Raw genomic sequence first — 16,413 nt, forward strand, 5'->3', positions numbered from 1 at the left:
TTCTGGGCATGAAGGTGTCCGACCAGGCGGCCGATGTTATTGCGTTTTTACGGGGCTCGGCGGGCGGCGACCACCACATGGTGGCCTTTGCCAAAAGCACGCATACGGGCCTGCACCACCTAAGCTTCGAGGTGGCTGACCTGGACGAAATTGAAATCGGCGCGCAAACCCTGCTGCGGGCGGGGTATCGCGATGCCTTTGGTTTGGGCCGCCATATTGGTGGCTCCAATTACTTTCACTACATACGCGACCCCTGGGGCAGCCTGGCCGAATATTTCTGGGACATCGACGTCATTCCCGAAGACGACAGCGATTGGGTACCGCTGGTGGCCGAATCACCCAAAGACGTCATCGCCGTCTGGGCAAGCACACCGCCGCCCGAAGACTTCATTGTCAACTTCGAACAGCCCCCAGCCGCGAGCCCGGCAGAAAGGAGCGCGCCATGAGCCAACCTTCTTCCGAGCAGGCCATGCTGGGCGCCATGCTTAACAAGCCCTTGTATGTGGTGCTTCGCACGCCGGTCGACCTTTCGCGCCTTAACGAGCTGCTGCCCGCCCACCTGGAATGGGCGGTGCAGTGCGAACAGCGCGGCGAGCTCTTCGCTTCAGGCCCCTTTGTACAAGACGGAGCCGCACCCGGTTCGCAGGGAAGCATGTCAATCGTGCGCGCCGACTCAGTGGCCGAAGTGCAGCGCATTATGTCGGGCGACCCCTTCATTCAGCAGGGTGTGTTCACGATCGACATAAAAAAATGGGTGCTGATGGAAGGCGGCTTTACCGTCTCGGTTCGTTTCTCTGATCAATCTTATTTGTTGCGTTAGCAGGCGTTTGTCCATACAGCGGGAAACTTATGAAATATCAGTTGTTCACTTATCAGGCGGCAGGCGAGGCACGTCCGGGCATCGCGGTTCAGGGCGTCTTGTACGATCTTCAAAAAGCGCTGGGCGACACGAGCGGCGGGTGGGAGTGTCTGGATCAGATGCTGCCCGAATGGCCCAAAGCCTCGGCCACCTTGCGCAGCTTGGCCGAGCGCATCGGCACTGATCCTGCCGCATTCAAGGCCGGCGCGCTGGCCGAGCCCCAATTTTTGGCGCCGCTGACGCACTGCGGCGTGGTGTACGCGGCCGGGGCAAATTACCGCGATCACGTCCAGGCCATGGCCCGGGCCATGAACATGAAGCTCGAGGTCGACCCAAAAAGCCAGGGCCTGGACCCGTGGCATTTCATCAAGGCCGGGCAGGCCACGCTGGCTGCGCACAAGCAGGACGTGGCCATGCCCGAGCACACCGCCAAGCTCGACTGGGAGGCCGAACTGGCGGTGGTCATCGGCCGCCGCGCGTCGCGCGTGTCGGTGGAGCAGGCCCTGGATCACGTGGCGGGCTATTCATGCGCCAACGACCTGTCAGCGCGCGACAACCTCAAGCGTGACGCCGTGGACGCCGGTTCGCCCTTCAAGTTCGACTGGATCGGACACAAGTGCTTTACGGGGTCTTGTCCGATTGGGCCCTTTATTACGCCGGCCGAGTTCGTGCCTACCCCCGAAGACCTGGACATAAAGCTTTGGCTTAACGACGAGATCAAGCAAAACTCCAACACCAGCAACCACTTGTACAGCGTGGCCGAGCAGATCAGCTACCTCAGCCATCGGCTCGATCTAATGCCGGGCGACATTCTCCTTACGGGCACGCCCGCAGGCGTTGGAATGGAGTCGGGCGTATTTTTGAAGCGTGGCGATGTCATGCGGGTTTGCATTGAAGGGCTGGGCGAGCTCGAAACCCGCATTGTCTAAGCCATAAGGCAGGCACTAAACACGACTCAATAAACCGGAGACAAATCATGATCAGAAAATTCCCCCTGGCGGCTTTGACCCTGGCGCTTGCCGGCGCATTGCCCGCTGTGGCGCAGGCAGATATAAAAGTAGGTTTTCTGGCAACGCTTTCGGGCCCTTCAGCTGCCGTGGGTCAAGACCAGCTCGACGGTTTCAAGCTGGCGCTTGAGCAGTTGGACGGCAAGCTGGGCGGTCAGCCCGCACAGCTTATTGTCGAAGACGACCACCAAAAACCCGACACCGCCCTAAGCAGCGCAACCCGGCTGCTTGAGCAAGAAAAGGTCGACGTAGTGGCTGGGCTTACGTTCGCCCACGTACTGATGGCATTGCAAAATAAAATTGCCGAAACCGACGTACCTTTCATCGGCACCGTAGCCGGCCCTTCGCCCACTGCCGGAAAACTCTGCAAGCCCAATCTGTTCATTACTTCCTGGCAAAGCGACACGCCGGCCGAGGCCATGGGCAAGTACTTGCAAGACCAGCAAGTCAAGCGGGTCAGCCTGTTGACCCCCAATTTTGTCGGCGGCAAAGACAAGCTGGCCGGCTTCAAAAAGACATACAGCGGTCAGGTGGTTGATGAAATCTACACGCCCCTGAACCAGCTGGATTTTTCAGCAGAGCTGACTCAGGTTACTTCGTCGAACCCGGATGCGGTCTTTATGTTCTATCCGGGCGCCCTGGCCATTAGTTTTGTGAGGCAGTATCGTCAGGCGGGCCTGGCCGACAAATATCCCTTGTATTCGGCCAACTCTATCGAAGGGGCCGGCGTGGCGGCCATGGGCGACGCGGTATTCGGCTCGATTGTGGTCGATACCTGGACGCCGGGCATACAAAGCCAGAAGTCACAAGACTTTGTGGCTGCCTACCAAGAAAAGTACGGGCGCCTGCCTTCGGCATATGCCGCGTTCACTTACGACGCAGCCATGCTATTGAACGCAGCGGTGGCGGCGGTGGATGGCAATGTCTCCGACAAGAAAGCGTTTAATCAGGCCATCAAGAACGCCAAGTTCGAATCACTGCGGGGCGACTTCCGCTTTGGTAAAAACAATTACCCGGTGCAAAGCTACCATGTGTTCCAGATCGTCAAGGGCGACGGCGGCAAGGCTGAATTCAAGACACTTGCCAAAGACGTGCTTAAGGACCAGGCTGATTCGTTTGCACACGAGTGCGCCATGAGCTGAGGCAATGGTCGTACGGTGCTGATGCAGGTTTGAAGCCCTGGTGCGCAGGTAGCGCGCCGGGCTTGGTAACCAGGCCTGCCTTTAAACCGCCTGGGTCACCAACCGGATGCCCGGCATTATTTCGGCGGCCAGTTCGGGGTTTTTGGTGGCGTACTCGACGTTGCTCAGGGCAATGGTTATGTGCTCTTCGCCCAAGGCCTGGGCGCGTGTGCCCTGGCCCCGCTCTATGGCCTGCACCAAGGCATGGTGCTGCAGCTGGGCCTGTTGCATGGCGCGGGTGCCTTCTTCGTGCGACGACTGCATGGGCAGCATGGCGCTGGGTGCGGCAAAGGGCTGTCCGTTCAGCATTTCCATCATGCGTTGCAAGGTGCGGTTGCCGCTGCCTTCAAGTATCAGGCCATGAAAGCGCGCATTAATTTCGACATACGCGGCGTAGTCGTCAAAGCTCATTTGCGGCTTGTTGACGGCCTCGTCGGCTTCGTCAAGGCATTCGTGCAGCTGGCGCAATAACTGTCGTGTGGGCCCGCTTTCGGCCAGTAGCCGCGCGGCATAGCCTTCGAGCACGCCACGCGTCTGAATGGCGTGGGCAACCTCGGCATTAGTAAAGCCGCGCATACGATAACCGCCGCTGGACAAGGCTTCGATCAGACCTTCGTACTCCAGCGTGGTGAGCGCAAGGCGAACAGGGGTGCGCGAGGCCTCGAGCCGTTCGGCGAGGGGGATTTCAGCCAACCGCTCGCCCGGGGCAAATGCGCCTTTCAGGATAAGGTCGCGTAATTGAATCAGTACTCGCGATTGCTGCGATTCGACGATAGGTTTCATGGCGACTCCAGTAGCTGGCATTGATTCTACTGCAGTGCATGCATTGTATGCAATGAAGGTCTGGCGCCCTAGTGTTTTCCCTAGTACTCAAAACTCGACAGGGCGTTGCGGATCGGGTTGGTGGCGGGTAGGTAAAATACTTAAGTTATTGATTGATAGTAATAATTTGAGTTATTGCTGTTGCTGACTGAAGCGGTGGGGGCAAACGCCAAAGCGTGCTTTGACCTTGCCGCTCATTTGACATATCGCCGGCAAATCGTAAGACTGTATGCAATCAACGTTGCGCTCTTGCCGTGGTCTCGTCTGCAAGAGTCGGCTTTTCCTTCATGCAGCTCCACTACGCGAGGAACCCTCATGCTTACTGCAGAACAGAACGATTTCATCACCCGGGTCGGCCCCGACGCTCCGGCAGGCAAACTCTTGCGCCGTTACTGGCAGCCGGTGGCGCTGGCTGAAGAATTGGACGGAGAGCGTCCTCTGAAGGCGGTGAAGCTGCTGGGCCAGGACATGGTCTTGTTCCGCGACGAAGACGGCCAGTTGGGCCTGCTCGATCGCGACTGTCCGCACCGGGGCGCTGACCTGGCTTTTGGTCGCCTCGAGCACGGCGGCATCCGCTGTGCTTTTCACGGCTGGCTGTTCAACGTCAAGGGCCAGTGCGTCGAGACGCCGGCCGAGCCCGCCAACAGCAAGTTTCATACGACCATTCAACAGGGCGCCTACCCGGTTGTAGAGCGCAGCGGCGTCATCTTTGCCTATCTGGGCCAGGGCGAGCCGCCCGCTTTTCCCGACATGGACTGTTTTGTGGCGCCCAACACCCACACCTTTGCATTCAAGGGCCTGTGGGAGTGCAACTGGCTGCAGGCGCTCGAGGTGGGTATTGACCCGGCCCATGCTTCGTATCTGCACCGATTCTTCGAGGACGAAGACCCGTCGGCCAGTTACGGCAAACAGTTTCGCAGCGCGTCGAACGACTCGGAAATGCCCATTACCAAGGTGCTGCGCGAGTACGGCCGCCCGACCATCAATGTCGAACCCACCAACTACGGCATGCGCATGACCTCGTTGCGCGAGCTGAGCGAAGAGTTCACCCACGTCCGGGTCACCAACCTGGTTTTCCCTCAGGCCATTGTCATTCCCATGAGCTCTGAAATGACCATTTCGCAGTGGCACGTGCCCATCGACGACACCCACTGCTACTGGTACGCCATATTCACCAGCTTCACCGAGCCGGTCAACAAAGAGCAGATGCGCGCCCAGCGTCTTGAGCTGTACGAGCTGCCCGGCTACACGTCGCGCAAGAACCGCAGCAACAACTACGGTTTTGATGCCGGCGAGCAAATGACCGAAACCTATACCGGCATGGGTCATGATATTAACGTTCACGATCAGTGGGCGGTTGAGTCGCAAGGCGCCATACAAGACCGTACCCGCGAACACCTGGCGGCCAGCGACAAGTGCATCTATACCTATCGCCGCATGCTGACCAAGGCCATCGAAAGCACGCTGGCCGGCGAAGACAAGGCCCTGATGCTGCTTAACGATGAAGAGGCCCGCGACGTTACCGGACCGGCCTCGATTGACGGCATCGGACGACGCAACGAAGAAAAAACCTACTGGGTCGAAGCTGATCTGAAGCGTCGCCAGGAATCCGATTGGGCATCTGCGCGGTTAAGCGCTTAAGGACGAACATGGGAAGTTTTGTCGAGCGGTTCGACACATGGACGCCCGAGCAGGCGCGCCAGGCCGACGAGCTGGTGCGCCGGCTTGAGTCCGGCGAAGTGGACGTCGTGCGTTTTGGTTTTCCCGACCAGCACGGCATCTTGCGCGGCAAGACGCTGGTGGCTTCCGAAGCCATCGGCGCTTTGCGCGGCGGGGTCAACATGACCACCACGCTGTTTGCCAAAGACACCTCGCACCTTACGGTGTTTCCGGTGTTTTCGGCCGGCGGAGGGTTCGACTTTGACGGCATGCAGGGCGGCGCCGACTTCGTCATGGTGGCCGACCCCGGCACTTTCCGTATCTTGCCCTGGTCGCCCCGCACCGGTTGGGTGCTGTGCGACGCCTACATGACAGACGGTCGTCCGGCGCCCCTGGCCACGCGCAGCATATTGCGGCGCGCCCTGGCCGGGCTTGAAGATCGCGGCCTGAAGCTGGTGGCGGGCCTGGAAGTCGAATTTCATGTGTTCAAGGTCGACGACCCGCGCATGGGGCTGAACGACGGCAGCCAGCCTGGGCAGCCGGGCATGCCGCCCGAAGTGTCCTTGCTGACGCATGGTTATCAGTACCTGACCGAGCAGCGTTACGACGCCAGCGAAGACCTGATGGAGCTGTTGCGCACCACCATGCAGGGTTTGAACCTGCCGGTGCACTCGATGGAGATCGAGTTCGGCCCCAGCCAGTTCGAGCTTACATTCGGGCCGATGCCGGGCATGATGGCGGCCGACGCCATGGTGCTGGTACGCAGCGCGGTCAAGCAGGTGTGCCAGCGTCATGGCTACCACGCCACCTTCATGTGCCGTCCGCGCATTCCGCACGTCATGTCCAGCGGCTGGCATTTGCACCAGTCGCTGTGCGACACGGCCACGGGACGCAATGTGTTCATTCCCGACCAAGAAGGGCAGGACCTTTCCGAATTGGGCACCCAATACCTGGCCGGATTGCTGGCCCATGCAACCGGGGCCGCGGCGCTTTCTACGCCCACCATCAACGGGTATAGACGCTACCGTTCGTTCTCGCTGGCACCCGATCGGGCCAGTTGGGGACGCGACAACCGGGGCGCCATGCTGCGTGTGCTGGGCGGCGCAGGCCAGGCGGCAACACGTATCGAAAACCGGGTGGGCGAGCCCAATGCCAACCCCTACCTGTACGTGGCTTCGCAGGTTTTTTCGGGGCTGGACGGCATTGAACGAAAGCTGGTGCCCGGCCCCAGCGCCGACGTGCCTTACGAAGACCCCAGCGAGCCCTTGCCCCGCTCGCTCTCTGACGCCTTGCGCGCCCTGCGCCAAGACGAATACCTGTGCAAGCAATTGACGCCGATGTTCGTCAATTACTACTGCCACATCAAAGAGGCTGAACTTTCGCGCTTCAATCAGGCGGTGACTGAATGGGAGCATCGCGAGTATTTCAGCCTGTTCTGACCCGCCTCAGCCAAACGCAGAATTGAAGGTTGAGGTTCAACCTTCAATTTTCCGGCAGGCGGTCTTTCTTTCTTCTCGACACGGCTTTGGTGTCGTTCGCATTGTCATAGGCGTTTACCGCTTAAGGAGGCTTCCATTCAATGAAACCCGTCGCGATTTTCCAGCACACTCACGTTGGGCAGCCCGGCGCTGTCATTACGGTCTTGCAGGAGCTGGGTATCCCCTGGGTGCTGGTGCCGGTCATGGACGGCGCTGCTATCCCCGAAGATCCGTCCGAATTCAGCGGGCTGATCTTCATGGGCGGCTCCATGGGTGTCAACGATGGCCTGGCCTGGATCGAAGACGAAATCGCCCTTATCGACAAGGCCAGGCAACTGGACATTCCGGTGGCGGGGCACTGCCTGGGCGGCCAGGTCATGGCGGCGGCCTTCGGCAGCAAGGTATCGCAGGGCCCGTCCATGGAAATCGGTTGGCAGCCCATCGGCCTTAGCACAGCGCCCGAAGCGCAAGAATGGTTCGGCGCAGGCACCGACGAGGTTTTTCAATGGCACGCAGACGAGTTCGAGCTGCCTCCGGGCGCCGTGCGTCTGGCGTCCAGCCCGCACTACGCCAACCAGGCTTTCGTGATGGACAACCGCCACCTGGCCATGCAGTTCCATTTGGAAATGACCCCCGAACTGGTGGGTGTTTATATGGATGCCAACGGCAAGGTGCTGGATCGTCAACTGGCCAACGGGGCGCCGGCGGTCAATACACGCGACGAAATCGCAGACCGTCTGGAGCAGCGCACGGCGGGCATGCACGCCGTGTTGCGCAAGGCCTATGGTCGCTGGATCAAGGGCCTGAAAGACTAAGCTCGGCAAACGCGCGGGCATGGGGGTTTGGCGTGAGGGTGATTGTGGGTATTGTGCGCGCGCCCCGGCGGCGCTAGCATGGCTTACTTCACTAAAACTGATCGCCCATCAGCGCCGCTTCGGCGCGCAGGGCGACGCCTCTCGGAGACACCATGGCCGCGCACGCCCAAGAATTGCAAGCGCCTACCGTCAAGCTGCTGATTGACGGCCGGTTCGTTGAATCTCGTACCCAGCAATGGCGCGATGTCGTCAACCCTGCCACGCAGCAGGTCCTGGCGCGCGTACCGTTTGCCACGCCCGATGAGATCGAAAGCGCCGTGGCTTCGGCCAAGGCGGCCTTTCGCGAATGGCGCAAAACGCCCATCGGCACTCGTGCGCGTATTTTTCTTAAGTATCAGCATCTTATCCGCGAGAACATGAAAGAACTCGCCGCTCTGCTTACCGCCGAGCAAGGCAAGACGCTGGCCGACGCCGAAGGCGACGTGTTCCGCGGCCTCGAGGTGGTAGAGCACGCGGCGGCCATTGGCAATTTGCAATTGGGCGAGCTGGCCAACAACGTGGCAGGCGGGGTCGACACTTACACTATCTTGCAGCCGCTGGGAGTATGCGCCGGCATCACGCCCTTTAATTTCCCTGCCATGATTCCGCTCTGGATGTTTCCCATGGCTATTGCCACCGGTAATACCTTTGTGCTCAAACCCTCCGAGCAAGACCCCATGGTTACGATGCGCCTGGCCGAGCTGGCGCTCGAGGCGGGTATTCCGCCCGGGGTGCTGAACGTGGTGCACGGGGGCGAAGACGCAGTCAATGCTTTGTGCGACCACCCGGACATCAAGGCGATTTCTTTTGTGGGCTCCACCAAGGTGGGCACGCATGTATACCAGCGCGCTTCGCTGGCGGGTAAGCGGGCTCAGTGCATGATGGGCGCTAAAAACCACGCGGTGGTACTGCCCGACGCACATAAAGAACAAACGCTCAATAATCTGGTCGGCGCGGCGTTTGGGGCGGCGGGCCAGCGCTGCATGGCGCTGTCGGTGGCCATTCTGGTGGGCGAGGCGCGTAACTGGGTGCCCGATCTTGTGGCCAAGGCGCGCACCTTGAAGGTAGGCGCGGGCGATCAGCCGGGCGTCGATGTGGGGCCTTTGATTTCACCTGCGGCGCTGGCACGGGTTGAAGGGCTGATCGAACGGGGCGTGGCCGACGGCGCAACGCTTGAGCTTGATGGCCGGGGCATTAAGGTGCCGGGAAATGAAAAGGGCAATTTTGTGGGGCCGACTATATTTTCGGGGGTTAAGCCGGGCAACGCCGTGTACGACCAAGAGGTCTTCGGCCCGGTGCTGTCGATCATGAGCGCCGAGACGCTTGATGAGGCGATAGCCATGGTCAATGCGAACCCTAACGGCAACGGCACGGCTGTGTTCACGCAGTCCGGGGCGGCTGCGCGTACGTTTCAGGAAGAGATCGACGTGGGCCAGGTGGGTATCAATCTGCCCATTCCGGTGCCGGTGCCGCTATTTTCCTTCTCTGGCTCGCGGGCGTCGAAGCTGGGGGATCTGGGGCCTTACGGCAAGCAGGTGGTGCTGTTTTATACGCAGGCCAAGACGGTTACCGCCCGGTGGTTTGAGGATGATGTTGTGGGCGGGGTTAATACGACAATTAGCCTTAAGTAGGTCGCTATATAGAATCGTACCCACGACTCCTTGGTTCGTAGCCAAGTACTTAATCCAGCGTAGCTACAGCCGTCGCTCGTCCTCTCGGTTTGTCCTGTGTTGCTGAAGGCCCAACGGCTTTGTTCGCTTGATGTGCAGGTTGTTTTAAATGGGTAAGGGTGGGTTTGGGTTCTAAAACGCCGCCGGTGGTGGGGTGGGTAAAACGGGGCGGAGCTCTGCGGTCTGGCTTCGCCAGACTACCCGCGTTTCAGGCCTTGGCGCGGGCGTCGGCAGAACTCGCCCTTTAGCCGCTACGCGGCTACGGAGCTCAGACAGGCTGCCGCCGACACCCCCCGCGCCAAGGCCCGAAACGCGGCGCTCGCAACGCCCCGTTTTACCCACCCCACCGCCGGCGGCTTGTGCTGAGGTGTTTTGGGGCACCCTGAGTCACGCGGTGGTTTGAATTACTCGAATGAGAATACGCGCCTGCTGCGCTAGCCCGCCAAAGCACTTAGTTTGCCTATCCTTCCAACAGCCCTCAACAAGAGGTGCCGGGGTGGTCACAGCTATTACGGGCCTTCTGCAGCGCCGAATTTGCCGGGGGTGGGCGGGGGGTTTCGGCGACAGCCTGTCTGAGCTCCGTAGCCGCGTAGCGGCTAAAGGGCGAGTTCTGCCGCCGCCCGCCCACCCCCGGCAAATTCGGGTAGTTCGGCAAAGCCGAACCGCATGCAGCGGCCCGTAATAGCTGTGGCCACCCCGGCACCGTCTTAAGAACTCAAACTCCGACCACACATGAGCAAGACACGGGGTAATCGAAGCTGGGCGATAACCAAATGGGTGCAATAGCAAAAGGATGCAATAGCAAAAGGATGCAATAGCAAAAAATTGCGATCGCCTATTTGCCCTCCACCAGCCGGATCTCAGCCACTAGGTCATCCACAGCCGCCAGCATGAAATCAATAGACGCCTGATCCACCAGCCGTCCGTCCTTCACCTTTTCGTTCGCATGATTGATAACCACCTGCGCCCTATTCAAAGGGCGCGACAAACACGCCGTAAGCGTTTCGCGTATTTGAACCTGCGCCCGAACCCCGCCCGCAAAGCTGGGCGATGTCGTCATGATCAGCGCCGGCTTGCCCTTTAACGGCGATGCCATGCTGGGGCGCGAAGCCCAGTCCAGCGCGTTCTTCAGCACCCCCGAAATACCGTAGTTGTATTCCGGCGAACACACGACCAGCCCCTGGCAGTCGGCAATGGCCTGCTTCAGCTTGCGCACCTCGGCGGGGCAAAGCTCGCCGTCCTGGTCGCCGTTATAGGGCGGAATGTCGTGCAGGGGGAAGAGCGTCATCTGCACAGGTGCGGGCAGCGATTCGGCCAGCGTCTTGATCGTTGCCAGGCTGTTGGACGCCTTGCGCAGGCTGCCGCATAGGCCAAGCAGCTTGATCGGTGCGGGGGTGGTCATGCGAACTGCCTCCGTAAATGCTGTAAAAAGGGGTGCACCGACTATAAACAAAAAATATATTTTTGTGGCCGCCGACACGCCCGCAGCCGATCGGTGATTCCCCTAGTTGTCGCATGCCGCTTACCCTACACGTAAACGTGTCGACAAACATGGCGGATTCAGCGGTTGGCCGGGCCGCGCTGGGGCGGGCCAGGCGGCGCACCTTTGAAAAGTCGCCCCGCCGAATCGGGTCAACCCCATCTCATGGCGCTGCGTTCGCTAAACGCTGGCGCTTTGCGCCGTGCCAGAGTATCTTTAAGCTTCAAAGGAGACAAAACATGAATACAGAAGCCGACGCCGAGCGGCAATTAATGGACGCAGACGACGAGCGTTGCCGCGCCATGTTGGCCCACGACCTTGATGCCTTGCGCATGCTGTTGGCCGACGACGTGGTGTACACACATTCGTCGGCCGTGGTCGACACCAAAGAAAGTTATCTGAACACCTTAAGCCAGGGAAACATCCGCTACCTGGCGTCGCAGCGCAAAAGCGCGCATGTTCGGCTATACGGCCAAGTGGCAATCATGCATGGTCATGTCACCATGCAAATCGAACATCAGGGCCACAAAAAAGACCTCAACAACCTGTACCAAGCCGTGTGGGTTCAGCGCGCCGGGCGCTGGCAACTGGTCTCGTGGGCCTCTACCGTTATTCCGCCCCAAGCCAAAACTATGTAACCCCAGTCTCGTTTCGTTGCCCCGCCGTCCTTTATGGCAGGGCGCGTACGATATATAAATAAAGTGAACGCTCAAGAACAACGTTCACGCATAGGAGACCCGTGTATGAATGCCGCAGCAGTGTCCGAGCCCGCCACCAACGTCAACGCGCCTGAGTGGGTCAGGCATTCCGCCCTGAAGCAATGGGTAGGCCGTGTCGCCGAACTCACCCAGCCGGATCGCATCGAATGGTGCGACGGGTCGCAGCAAGAGTACGACAGGTTGTGCAATTTGATGGTCGACGCGGGCACCTTGCGCCGGCTCAATCCTGAAAAACGGCCCAACTCTTACCTGGCCTGGTCCGACCCTTCCGATGTGGCAAGGGTCGAAGACCGCACTTTCATTTGTTCCGAGCACGAAGCCGATGCCGGACCCACCAATAACTGGATGGATCCTGCCCAGATGCGCGAAACGCTGAATGGGTTGTTTGCCGGCTGCATGCGTGGGCGCACCATGTATGTCATACCGTTTTCGATGGGGCCGCTGGGTTCGCCCATTGCGCACATTGGCGTTGAGCTTACTGATTCGCCCTACGTGGTGGCCAATATGCGCATCATGACGCGCATGGGTCGCAAGGTGTACGACGTATTGGGGCCCAATGGTGCTTTTGTGCCCTGCGTACACTCGGTTGGTGCGCCATTGAAGCCAGGCCAACAAGACGTTGCCTGGCCTTGCAACGACACCAAGTACATTGTTCATTACCCTGAAACGCGCGAGATCTGGTCATTTGGTTCGGGTTATGGCGGTAATGCGCTGCTGGGCAAAAAATGTCTGGCCTTGCGTATTGCGTCCAGCATGGGGCGCGACGAAGGCTGGCTGGCCGAGCACATGCTGATTCTTGGCGTTACTTCGCCCCAAGGTAAAAAAATGCATGTGGCAGCCGCGTTTCCGTCGGCCTGCGGCAAAACCAACTTTGCCATGCTGATACCGCCCAAGGCGCTGTCCGACTGGAAGGTCACCACCATTGGCGATGACATTGCCTGGATCAAGCCGGGCAAAGACGGCCGCCTGTATGCCATCAACCCCGAGGCCGGCTATTTTGGCGTGGCGCCGGGCACAAACGAAAAAACCAACTACAACTGCATGGCCTCGCTGCGCGAGAACGTGTTGTTTACCAACGTGGCGCTAACCGACGACGGCGACGTCTGGTGGGAGGGCATGGGCCCGCCGCCCCAGCATTGCACCGATTGGCAGGGCAATAGCTGGACGCCCGACTGCGGTCGCAAGGCGGCGCACCCCAATGCGCGGTTTACGGTGGCGGCCGACCAGAACCCGGTCATCGACCCCGAGTGGAACAACCCCGACGGCGTGGCCATTGATGCCTTCATCTTTGGTGGCAGGCGCTCGGACACCGTGCCCTTGGTAACCGAGGCGCGTAACTGGGCCGAAGGCGTTTACATGGCGGCAACGCAAGGATCTGAAACCACGGCTGCAGCCACTGGCAAGCAGGGCGTGGTGCGCCGCGACCCCTTTGCCATGTTGCCGTTTTGCGGTTACAGCATGGGCTCCTACTTTGCGCATTGGCTCGAGCTGGGCAAGCGGCTCGAAAGATCCGGGGCTGGCCTGCCGGGCATTTTCTGCGTCAACTGGTTCCAGACCGATGCCAACGGAAAATTCATATGGCCCGGCTTTGGCGAGAACATGCGGGTGCTCAAATGGATGCTCGAGCGCATCGACGGCTCTGCCCAGGGGCAAGAAAACCTCTTTGGCGTATCGCCGCGCTACGAAGACATTTCCTGGGAGGGGCTGGACTTTACCCATGAACAGTTCCAGGCCATTACCGCCATCGACACTCAGGCCTGGCGTACCGAGCTTGATCTGCATGGCGAGCTTTTTGACAAGCTGCGCGAGCATCTGCCCGCCGAGCTCGTTGCCTTGCAAACGCGGCTTAGTGCGCGGTTATAAACGTTGTATTCAAACGGGGCGCCTGGCGCCCCGTTTGTTTTGCACTTAAGCTTGCCCGGCAACGACGCTTACGCGCATACCAGGTCTTTGGGCATCTGCCCCGACAGCACCTGGATCAGGTTGTCGGCGGCCCGGCGTTCTATTTCCAGGCGCACCCGGGCCACGGCAGAACCAATATGCGGGGTCAGCACGGTTTTGTCAGATGCCAGCAGAGCCGGATGCACGGTGTGCGGCCGGTTCGGCAAAAGCCAGTCTTCTGATTCGTACACGTCGGCCGCGTATGCGCCAATAATGCCGTGCTCCAAAGCCTGGGCAATGGCCGCTTCTTGAACCACCGAGCCCCGGCCGATATTCACGACCACAAGCCCCGGCTTTGCGTTGGACAGCATCGCTTCGTCGACCAGATGATAGGTGTCGTCGTTTAACGGTACGGCCAGAATCAGATAGTCGGCACGGGAAACGGCTTCGGCAAGGCCTGCCGGCGTGGCCCGGGGGTCGGTATTATGCGGGTCAACCCCCAGAATTTCGGCGCAGCCGAAGCCCGCCAACCGGCTGATAATGGCCTGCCCAACGGCCCCAAGGCCCACCACGGCAACAACCGATTGATGCAGCCCTACGCCGTACAGAATGGGCCGCCATCCGGCGTACTGGCCGGTACGCATCACCTGGTCGCCGCGCCGGACGTTTCGGGCCGCCGCGACGGCCAGGCCGATGGCGAGTTCGGCGGTGGGCTCGGTGAGCAGGTCGGGCACGAAGCTGATAACCACTCCGGCAGCCGCGCAAGCGGCCAGATCGAAGTTGTCGTAGCCCTTCAAGGCGCAGGAAATGGTTTTCAGCCGCGGTGCATGACGCAGTGCTTCGGCGTCGATGCTGTCGGGCATGAAAGCCATTAGTGCGTCGGCCGCTGCAATATGCTGAAGAAACTCAGCGCGGCTCCAGGGCTCGGGCCCGGGGTTCATAACGACCTCGCCTACACTTTCCAGGGCGTGCAGGACCTCGGGGTGAATGGGTTGGGTAATAACAATTTTTGCTTGCATGGTCTTGTTCTTAAACTTACTTTAGGCGTTTGCGCAGCATGCCGCCGATGCTATCGACAACAAGCACACAGGCCAGTATCGACAACAGAATCGCCGAGACCTCGTCATACTTGATCAGACGCAGGGCCGCCATCAGTTCAAAGCCTATGCCACCGGCCCCGACGATGCCCAGCACCGCCGACGCACGAAAATGGTATTCCCAGCGATAAATCGTAATGTCGGCCAACTGTGGCAGAACCTGCGGCAATACCGCGTGGGTAATGATCTGAAAACGGCTCGCGCCCGCAGCGGCGGCGGCCTCCATGGGCTTGGGGTCGGCATGCTCTATGGCCTCGGCGTAGAACTTGCCGACCATGCCGGCAGAGTGCAGCGCCAGGGCCAGTACACCGGGCAATGCGCCGAACCCCACCACCGCCACGAAAATAATTCCCAGAATAATTTCGGGCACTGACCGAAACGCGGCCAGAACGGTGCGAATCAGCCGCCCAAGTACGGGGTGCGGGGTGGTGTTTGGAGCGGCAAGCAAAGCCAGAGGCAGCGAGAGCACCACGGTCAGTGCCGTACCCGCCACCGACATGGCCAGTGTGTCACGCAGCGGCAACAGCCAATGCTGCCACCGCTCAAAGTTGGGCGGAATCATTTCAGAGCCCAGCTGTTTCATGGCAGGCGCGCCTTCGATAAAGCGCTGCACATCAAAGAAGCCGGTAATGCCCAAAGCGACGAGACACACGACAACAATAACTGCCACCAGAAGCAGCTGCCGCTGATTGCGCAGCCGGTCAGTGTTCAGCTGTTCGGCGTATTTCAAGGTTCCGGTGGTCACTTCATTGTCCCGATGTCAAGATTGAGCACTTCGGCGGTCTCACGCAAAACGTCGTAGGCCTGGTCGTTAGTGGGCGCAAAAGACTGCACTCGGAAGCTCTTCAGTACTTCCGGGTCTTTCATGTTCAGAAACGCGCTGCGTATGGCTTCTTTCAGTTCGGGTTTCAGGTTGGCCTGCATCACCATGGGGTAGTTTGGAATGGGGGCGCTCAAGTCCAGCTCGACAATCTTTGATCCGTCCACGGTTCCCTTCTCGATCAGGTTGTCCAGAATCGGCTTGGACAAGGCGCCCGCCGGCACCTGTCCCACTTGCACGGCTCGGGCCACGGCATCATGCGTACCCAGGTGAACGGGGCGGTAGTCTTTTTCGCCGTCCAGGCCGGCGGTTTTCAGAATATGCGCGCGGGGGGCCAGATGGCTGGAAGTCGAGGCCTGATCCCCGAAACCGAAGTTCTGCCCGCGAATGTCCTTCAGGCTTTTGACCGGGCCTTCGGCGTTGGCGATAAGTACCGCTTGATACGAGGGCAGGCCACGCTCTACGCCGACTGCAAAGGGTTCGATGGACGGCGCTTTCGACTTGGCCAGTACATATGAAAAAGGCCCGAAGTAGGCAATCTCGATACGGCCGAAGCGCATGGCCTCGATCATCGACGAATAGTCTGTGGTGACGATGATTTCAATGTCTTTGTTCAGTGCTTTTGCCAGGTACTGCTTCAGCGGCTGGGCATTTTGTATGAGTGTTGCGGCGTTCTCATCGGGCAGCAAAGCCACGCGCAGGCGCGAGGGGTCTTTGGCATGCGAAATGGAACCGAATGGCAGCAGAACGGAAAACAGACCCACGACCGAGGTCTTGATAAGTTGACGGCGTGTAAACATTCAGAAACTCCAGAAATCAGGCTGCGCAAAGCGCGGGAACATCAGATGCAGATACCGGCCGGGCAGCCGGGGAAGAGGTATAAAGC

Annotated in this window: 15 protein-coding genes; 10 read left to right on the forward strand and 5 right to left on the reverse strand. The window is 59.8% G+C overall.

The window, feature by feature from the left end:
• The 4 genes from VL003_RS05405 to VL003_RS05420 all read left to right on the forward strand — a co-directional run.
• On the forward strand, window positions 1–446 hold a 446-nt coding region (locus tag VL003_RS05405; protein ID WP_325440344.1), incomplete at its 5' end, for a VOC family protein.
• Window positions 443–820 (forward strand): YciI family protein, encoded by a 378-nt coding sequence (locus VL003_RS05410; RefSeq protein WP_325440346.1) that lies wholly within the window; start codon window positions 443–445, stop codon window positions 818–820. The genes VL003_RS05405 and VL003_RS05410, both read left to right, overlap by 4 nt.
• Before the next feature lie 29 nt (window positions 821–849).
• Window positions 850–1,788, forward strand: coding sequence for a fumarylacetoacetate hydrolase family protein (locus tag VL003_RS05415; RefSeq protein WP_325440348.1), 939 nt, complete (start codon window positions 850–852; stop codon window positions 1,786–1,788).
• Between the two features lie 47 nt (window positions 1,789–1,835).
• Window positions 1,836–3,008, forward strand: a complete 1,173-nt coding sequence (locus VL003_RS05420) for an ABC transporter substrate-binding protein (RefSeq protein WP_325440350.1) — start codon at window positions 1,836–1,838, stop codon at window positions 3,006–3,008.
• 81 nt (window positions 3,009–3,089) lie between these two features.
• Here VL003_RS05420 and VL003_RS05425 read toward each other — a convergent pair whose 3' ends face one another.
• Entirely contained in the window at window positions 3,090–3,830 is a 741-nt protein-coding gene (locus VL003_RS05425; protein ID WP_325440352.1) for a GntR family transcriptional regulator, read from the reverse strand.
• 354 nt (window positions 3,831–4,184) lie between these two features.
• Here VL003_RS05425 and VL003_RS05430 point away from each other — a divergent pair, with 354 nt between their 5' ends.
• The 4 genes from VL003_RS05430 to VL003_RS05445 all read left to right on the forward strand — a co-directional run bounded on the left by VL003_RS05430 (window position 4,185) and on the right by VL003_RS05445 (window position 9,491).
• The gene (locus tag VL003_RS05430) at window positions 4,185–5,510 is read left to right on the forward strand and encodes an aromatic ring-hydroxylating dioxygenase subunit alpha (protein WP_325440354.1); all 1,326 of its coding nucleotides are present in this window, start codon (window positions 4,185–4,187) and stop codon (window positions 5,508–5,510) included.
• An 8-nt stretch (window positions 5,511–5,518) separates the two neighbouring features.
• Entirely contained in the window at window positions 5,519–6,967 is a 1,449-nt protein-coding gene (locus VL003_RS05435) for a glutamine synthetase family protein (protein WP_325440356.1), read from the forward strand.
• Between the two features lie 140 nt (window positions 6,968–7,107).
• Window positions 7,108–7,821: a type 1 glutamine amidotransferase gene (locus VL003_RS05440; protein WP_325440358.1), complete on the forward strand. Its 714-nt coding sequence runs from the start codon at window positions 7,108–7,110 to the stop codon at window positions 7,819–7,821.
• A gap of 152 nt (window positions 7,822–7,973) precedes the next feature.
• Window positions 7,974–9,491: a CoA-acylating methylmalonate-semialdehyde dehydrogenase gene (locus VL003_RS05445; protein WP_325440360.1), complete on the forward strand. Its 1,518-nt coding sequence runs from the start codon at window positions 7,974–7,976 to the stop codon at window positions 9,489–9,491.
• Between the two features lie 874 nt (window positions 9,492–10,365).
• On the opposite strand, the gene VL003_RS05450 is transcribed toward VL003_RS05445, so the two are convergent.
• Window positions 10,366–10,932, reverse strand: a complete 567-nt coding sequence (locus VL003_RS05450; protein ID WP_325440362.1) for an NADPH-dependent FMN reductase — start codon at window positions 10,930–10,932, stop codon at window positions 10,366–10,368.
• Window positions 10,933–11,249: 317 nt separating this feature from the next.
• On the opposite strand from VL003_RS05450, the gene VL003_RS05455 reads away from it, so the two are divergent.
• Complete coding sequence (locus tag VL003_RS05455) at window positions 11,250–11,648, forward strand: nuclear transport factor 2 family protein (protein WP_325440365.1); 399 nt, start codon at window positions 11,250–11,252, stop codon at window positions 11,646–11,648.
• Window positions 11,649–11,753: 105 nt separating this feature from the next.
• Window positions 11,754–13,592, forward strand: a complete 1,839-nt coding sequence (locus VL003_RS05460; protein ID WP_325440367.1) for a phosphoenolpyruvate carboxykinase (GTP) — start codon at window positions 11,754–11,756, stop codon at window positions 13,590–13,592.
• 68 nt (window positions 13,593–13,660) lie between these two features.
• Here the strand turns inward: VL003_RS05460 and VL003_RS05465 are convergent, their stop codons facing one another.
• From VL003_RS05465 to phnD, 3 genes are read right to left on the reverse strand one after another with little or no spacing between them, the layout of a single operon-like run.
• Entirely contained in the window at window positions 13,661–14,629 is a 969-nt protein-coding gene (locus VL003_RS05465; RefSeq protein WP_325440369.1) for an NAD(P)-dependent oxidoreductase, read from the reverse strand.
• Window positions 14,630–14,645: 16 nt separating this feature from the next.
• Window positions 14,646–15,452: a phosphonate ABC transporter, permease protein PhnE gene (gene phnE / locus VL003_RS05470; protein WP_487047244.1), complete on the reverse strand. Its 807-nt coding sequence runs from the start codon at window positions 15,450–15,452 to the stop codon at window positions 14,646–14,648.
• Window positions 15,449–16,327, reverse strand: a complete 879-nt coding sequence (gene phnD / locus VL003_RS05475) for a phosphate/phosphite/phosphonate ABC transporter substrate-binding protein (protein ID WP_325440371.1) — start codon at window positions 16,325–16,327, stop codon at window positions 15,449–15,451. The genes phnE and phnD overlap by 4 nt, the downstream gene beginning before the upstream one ends.
• Window positions 16,328–16,413 lie beyond the last annotated feature (86 nt).

The sequence above is a fragment of the Pusillimonas sp. genome (assembly GCF_035515275.1).
Lineage (GTDB): Bacteria > Pseudomonadota > Gammaproteobacteria > Burkholderiales > Burkholderiaceae_B > Pusillimonas.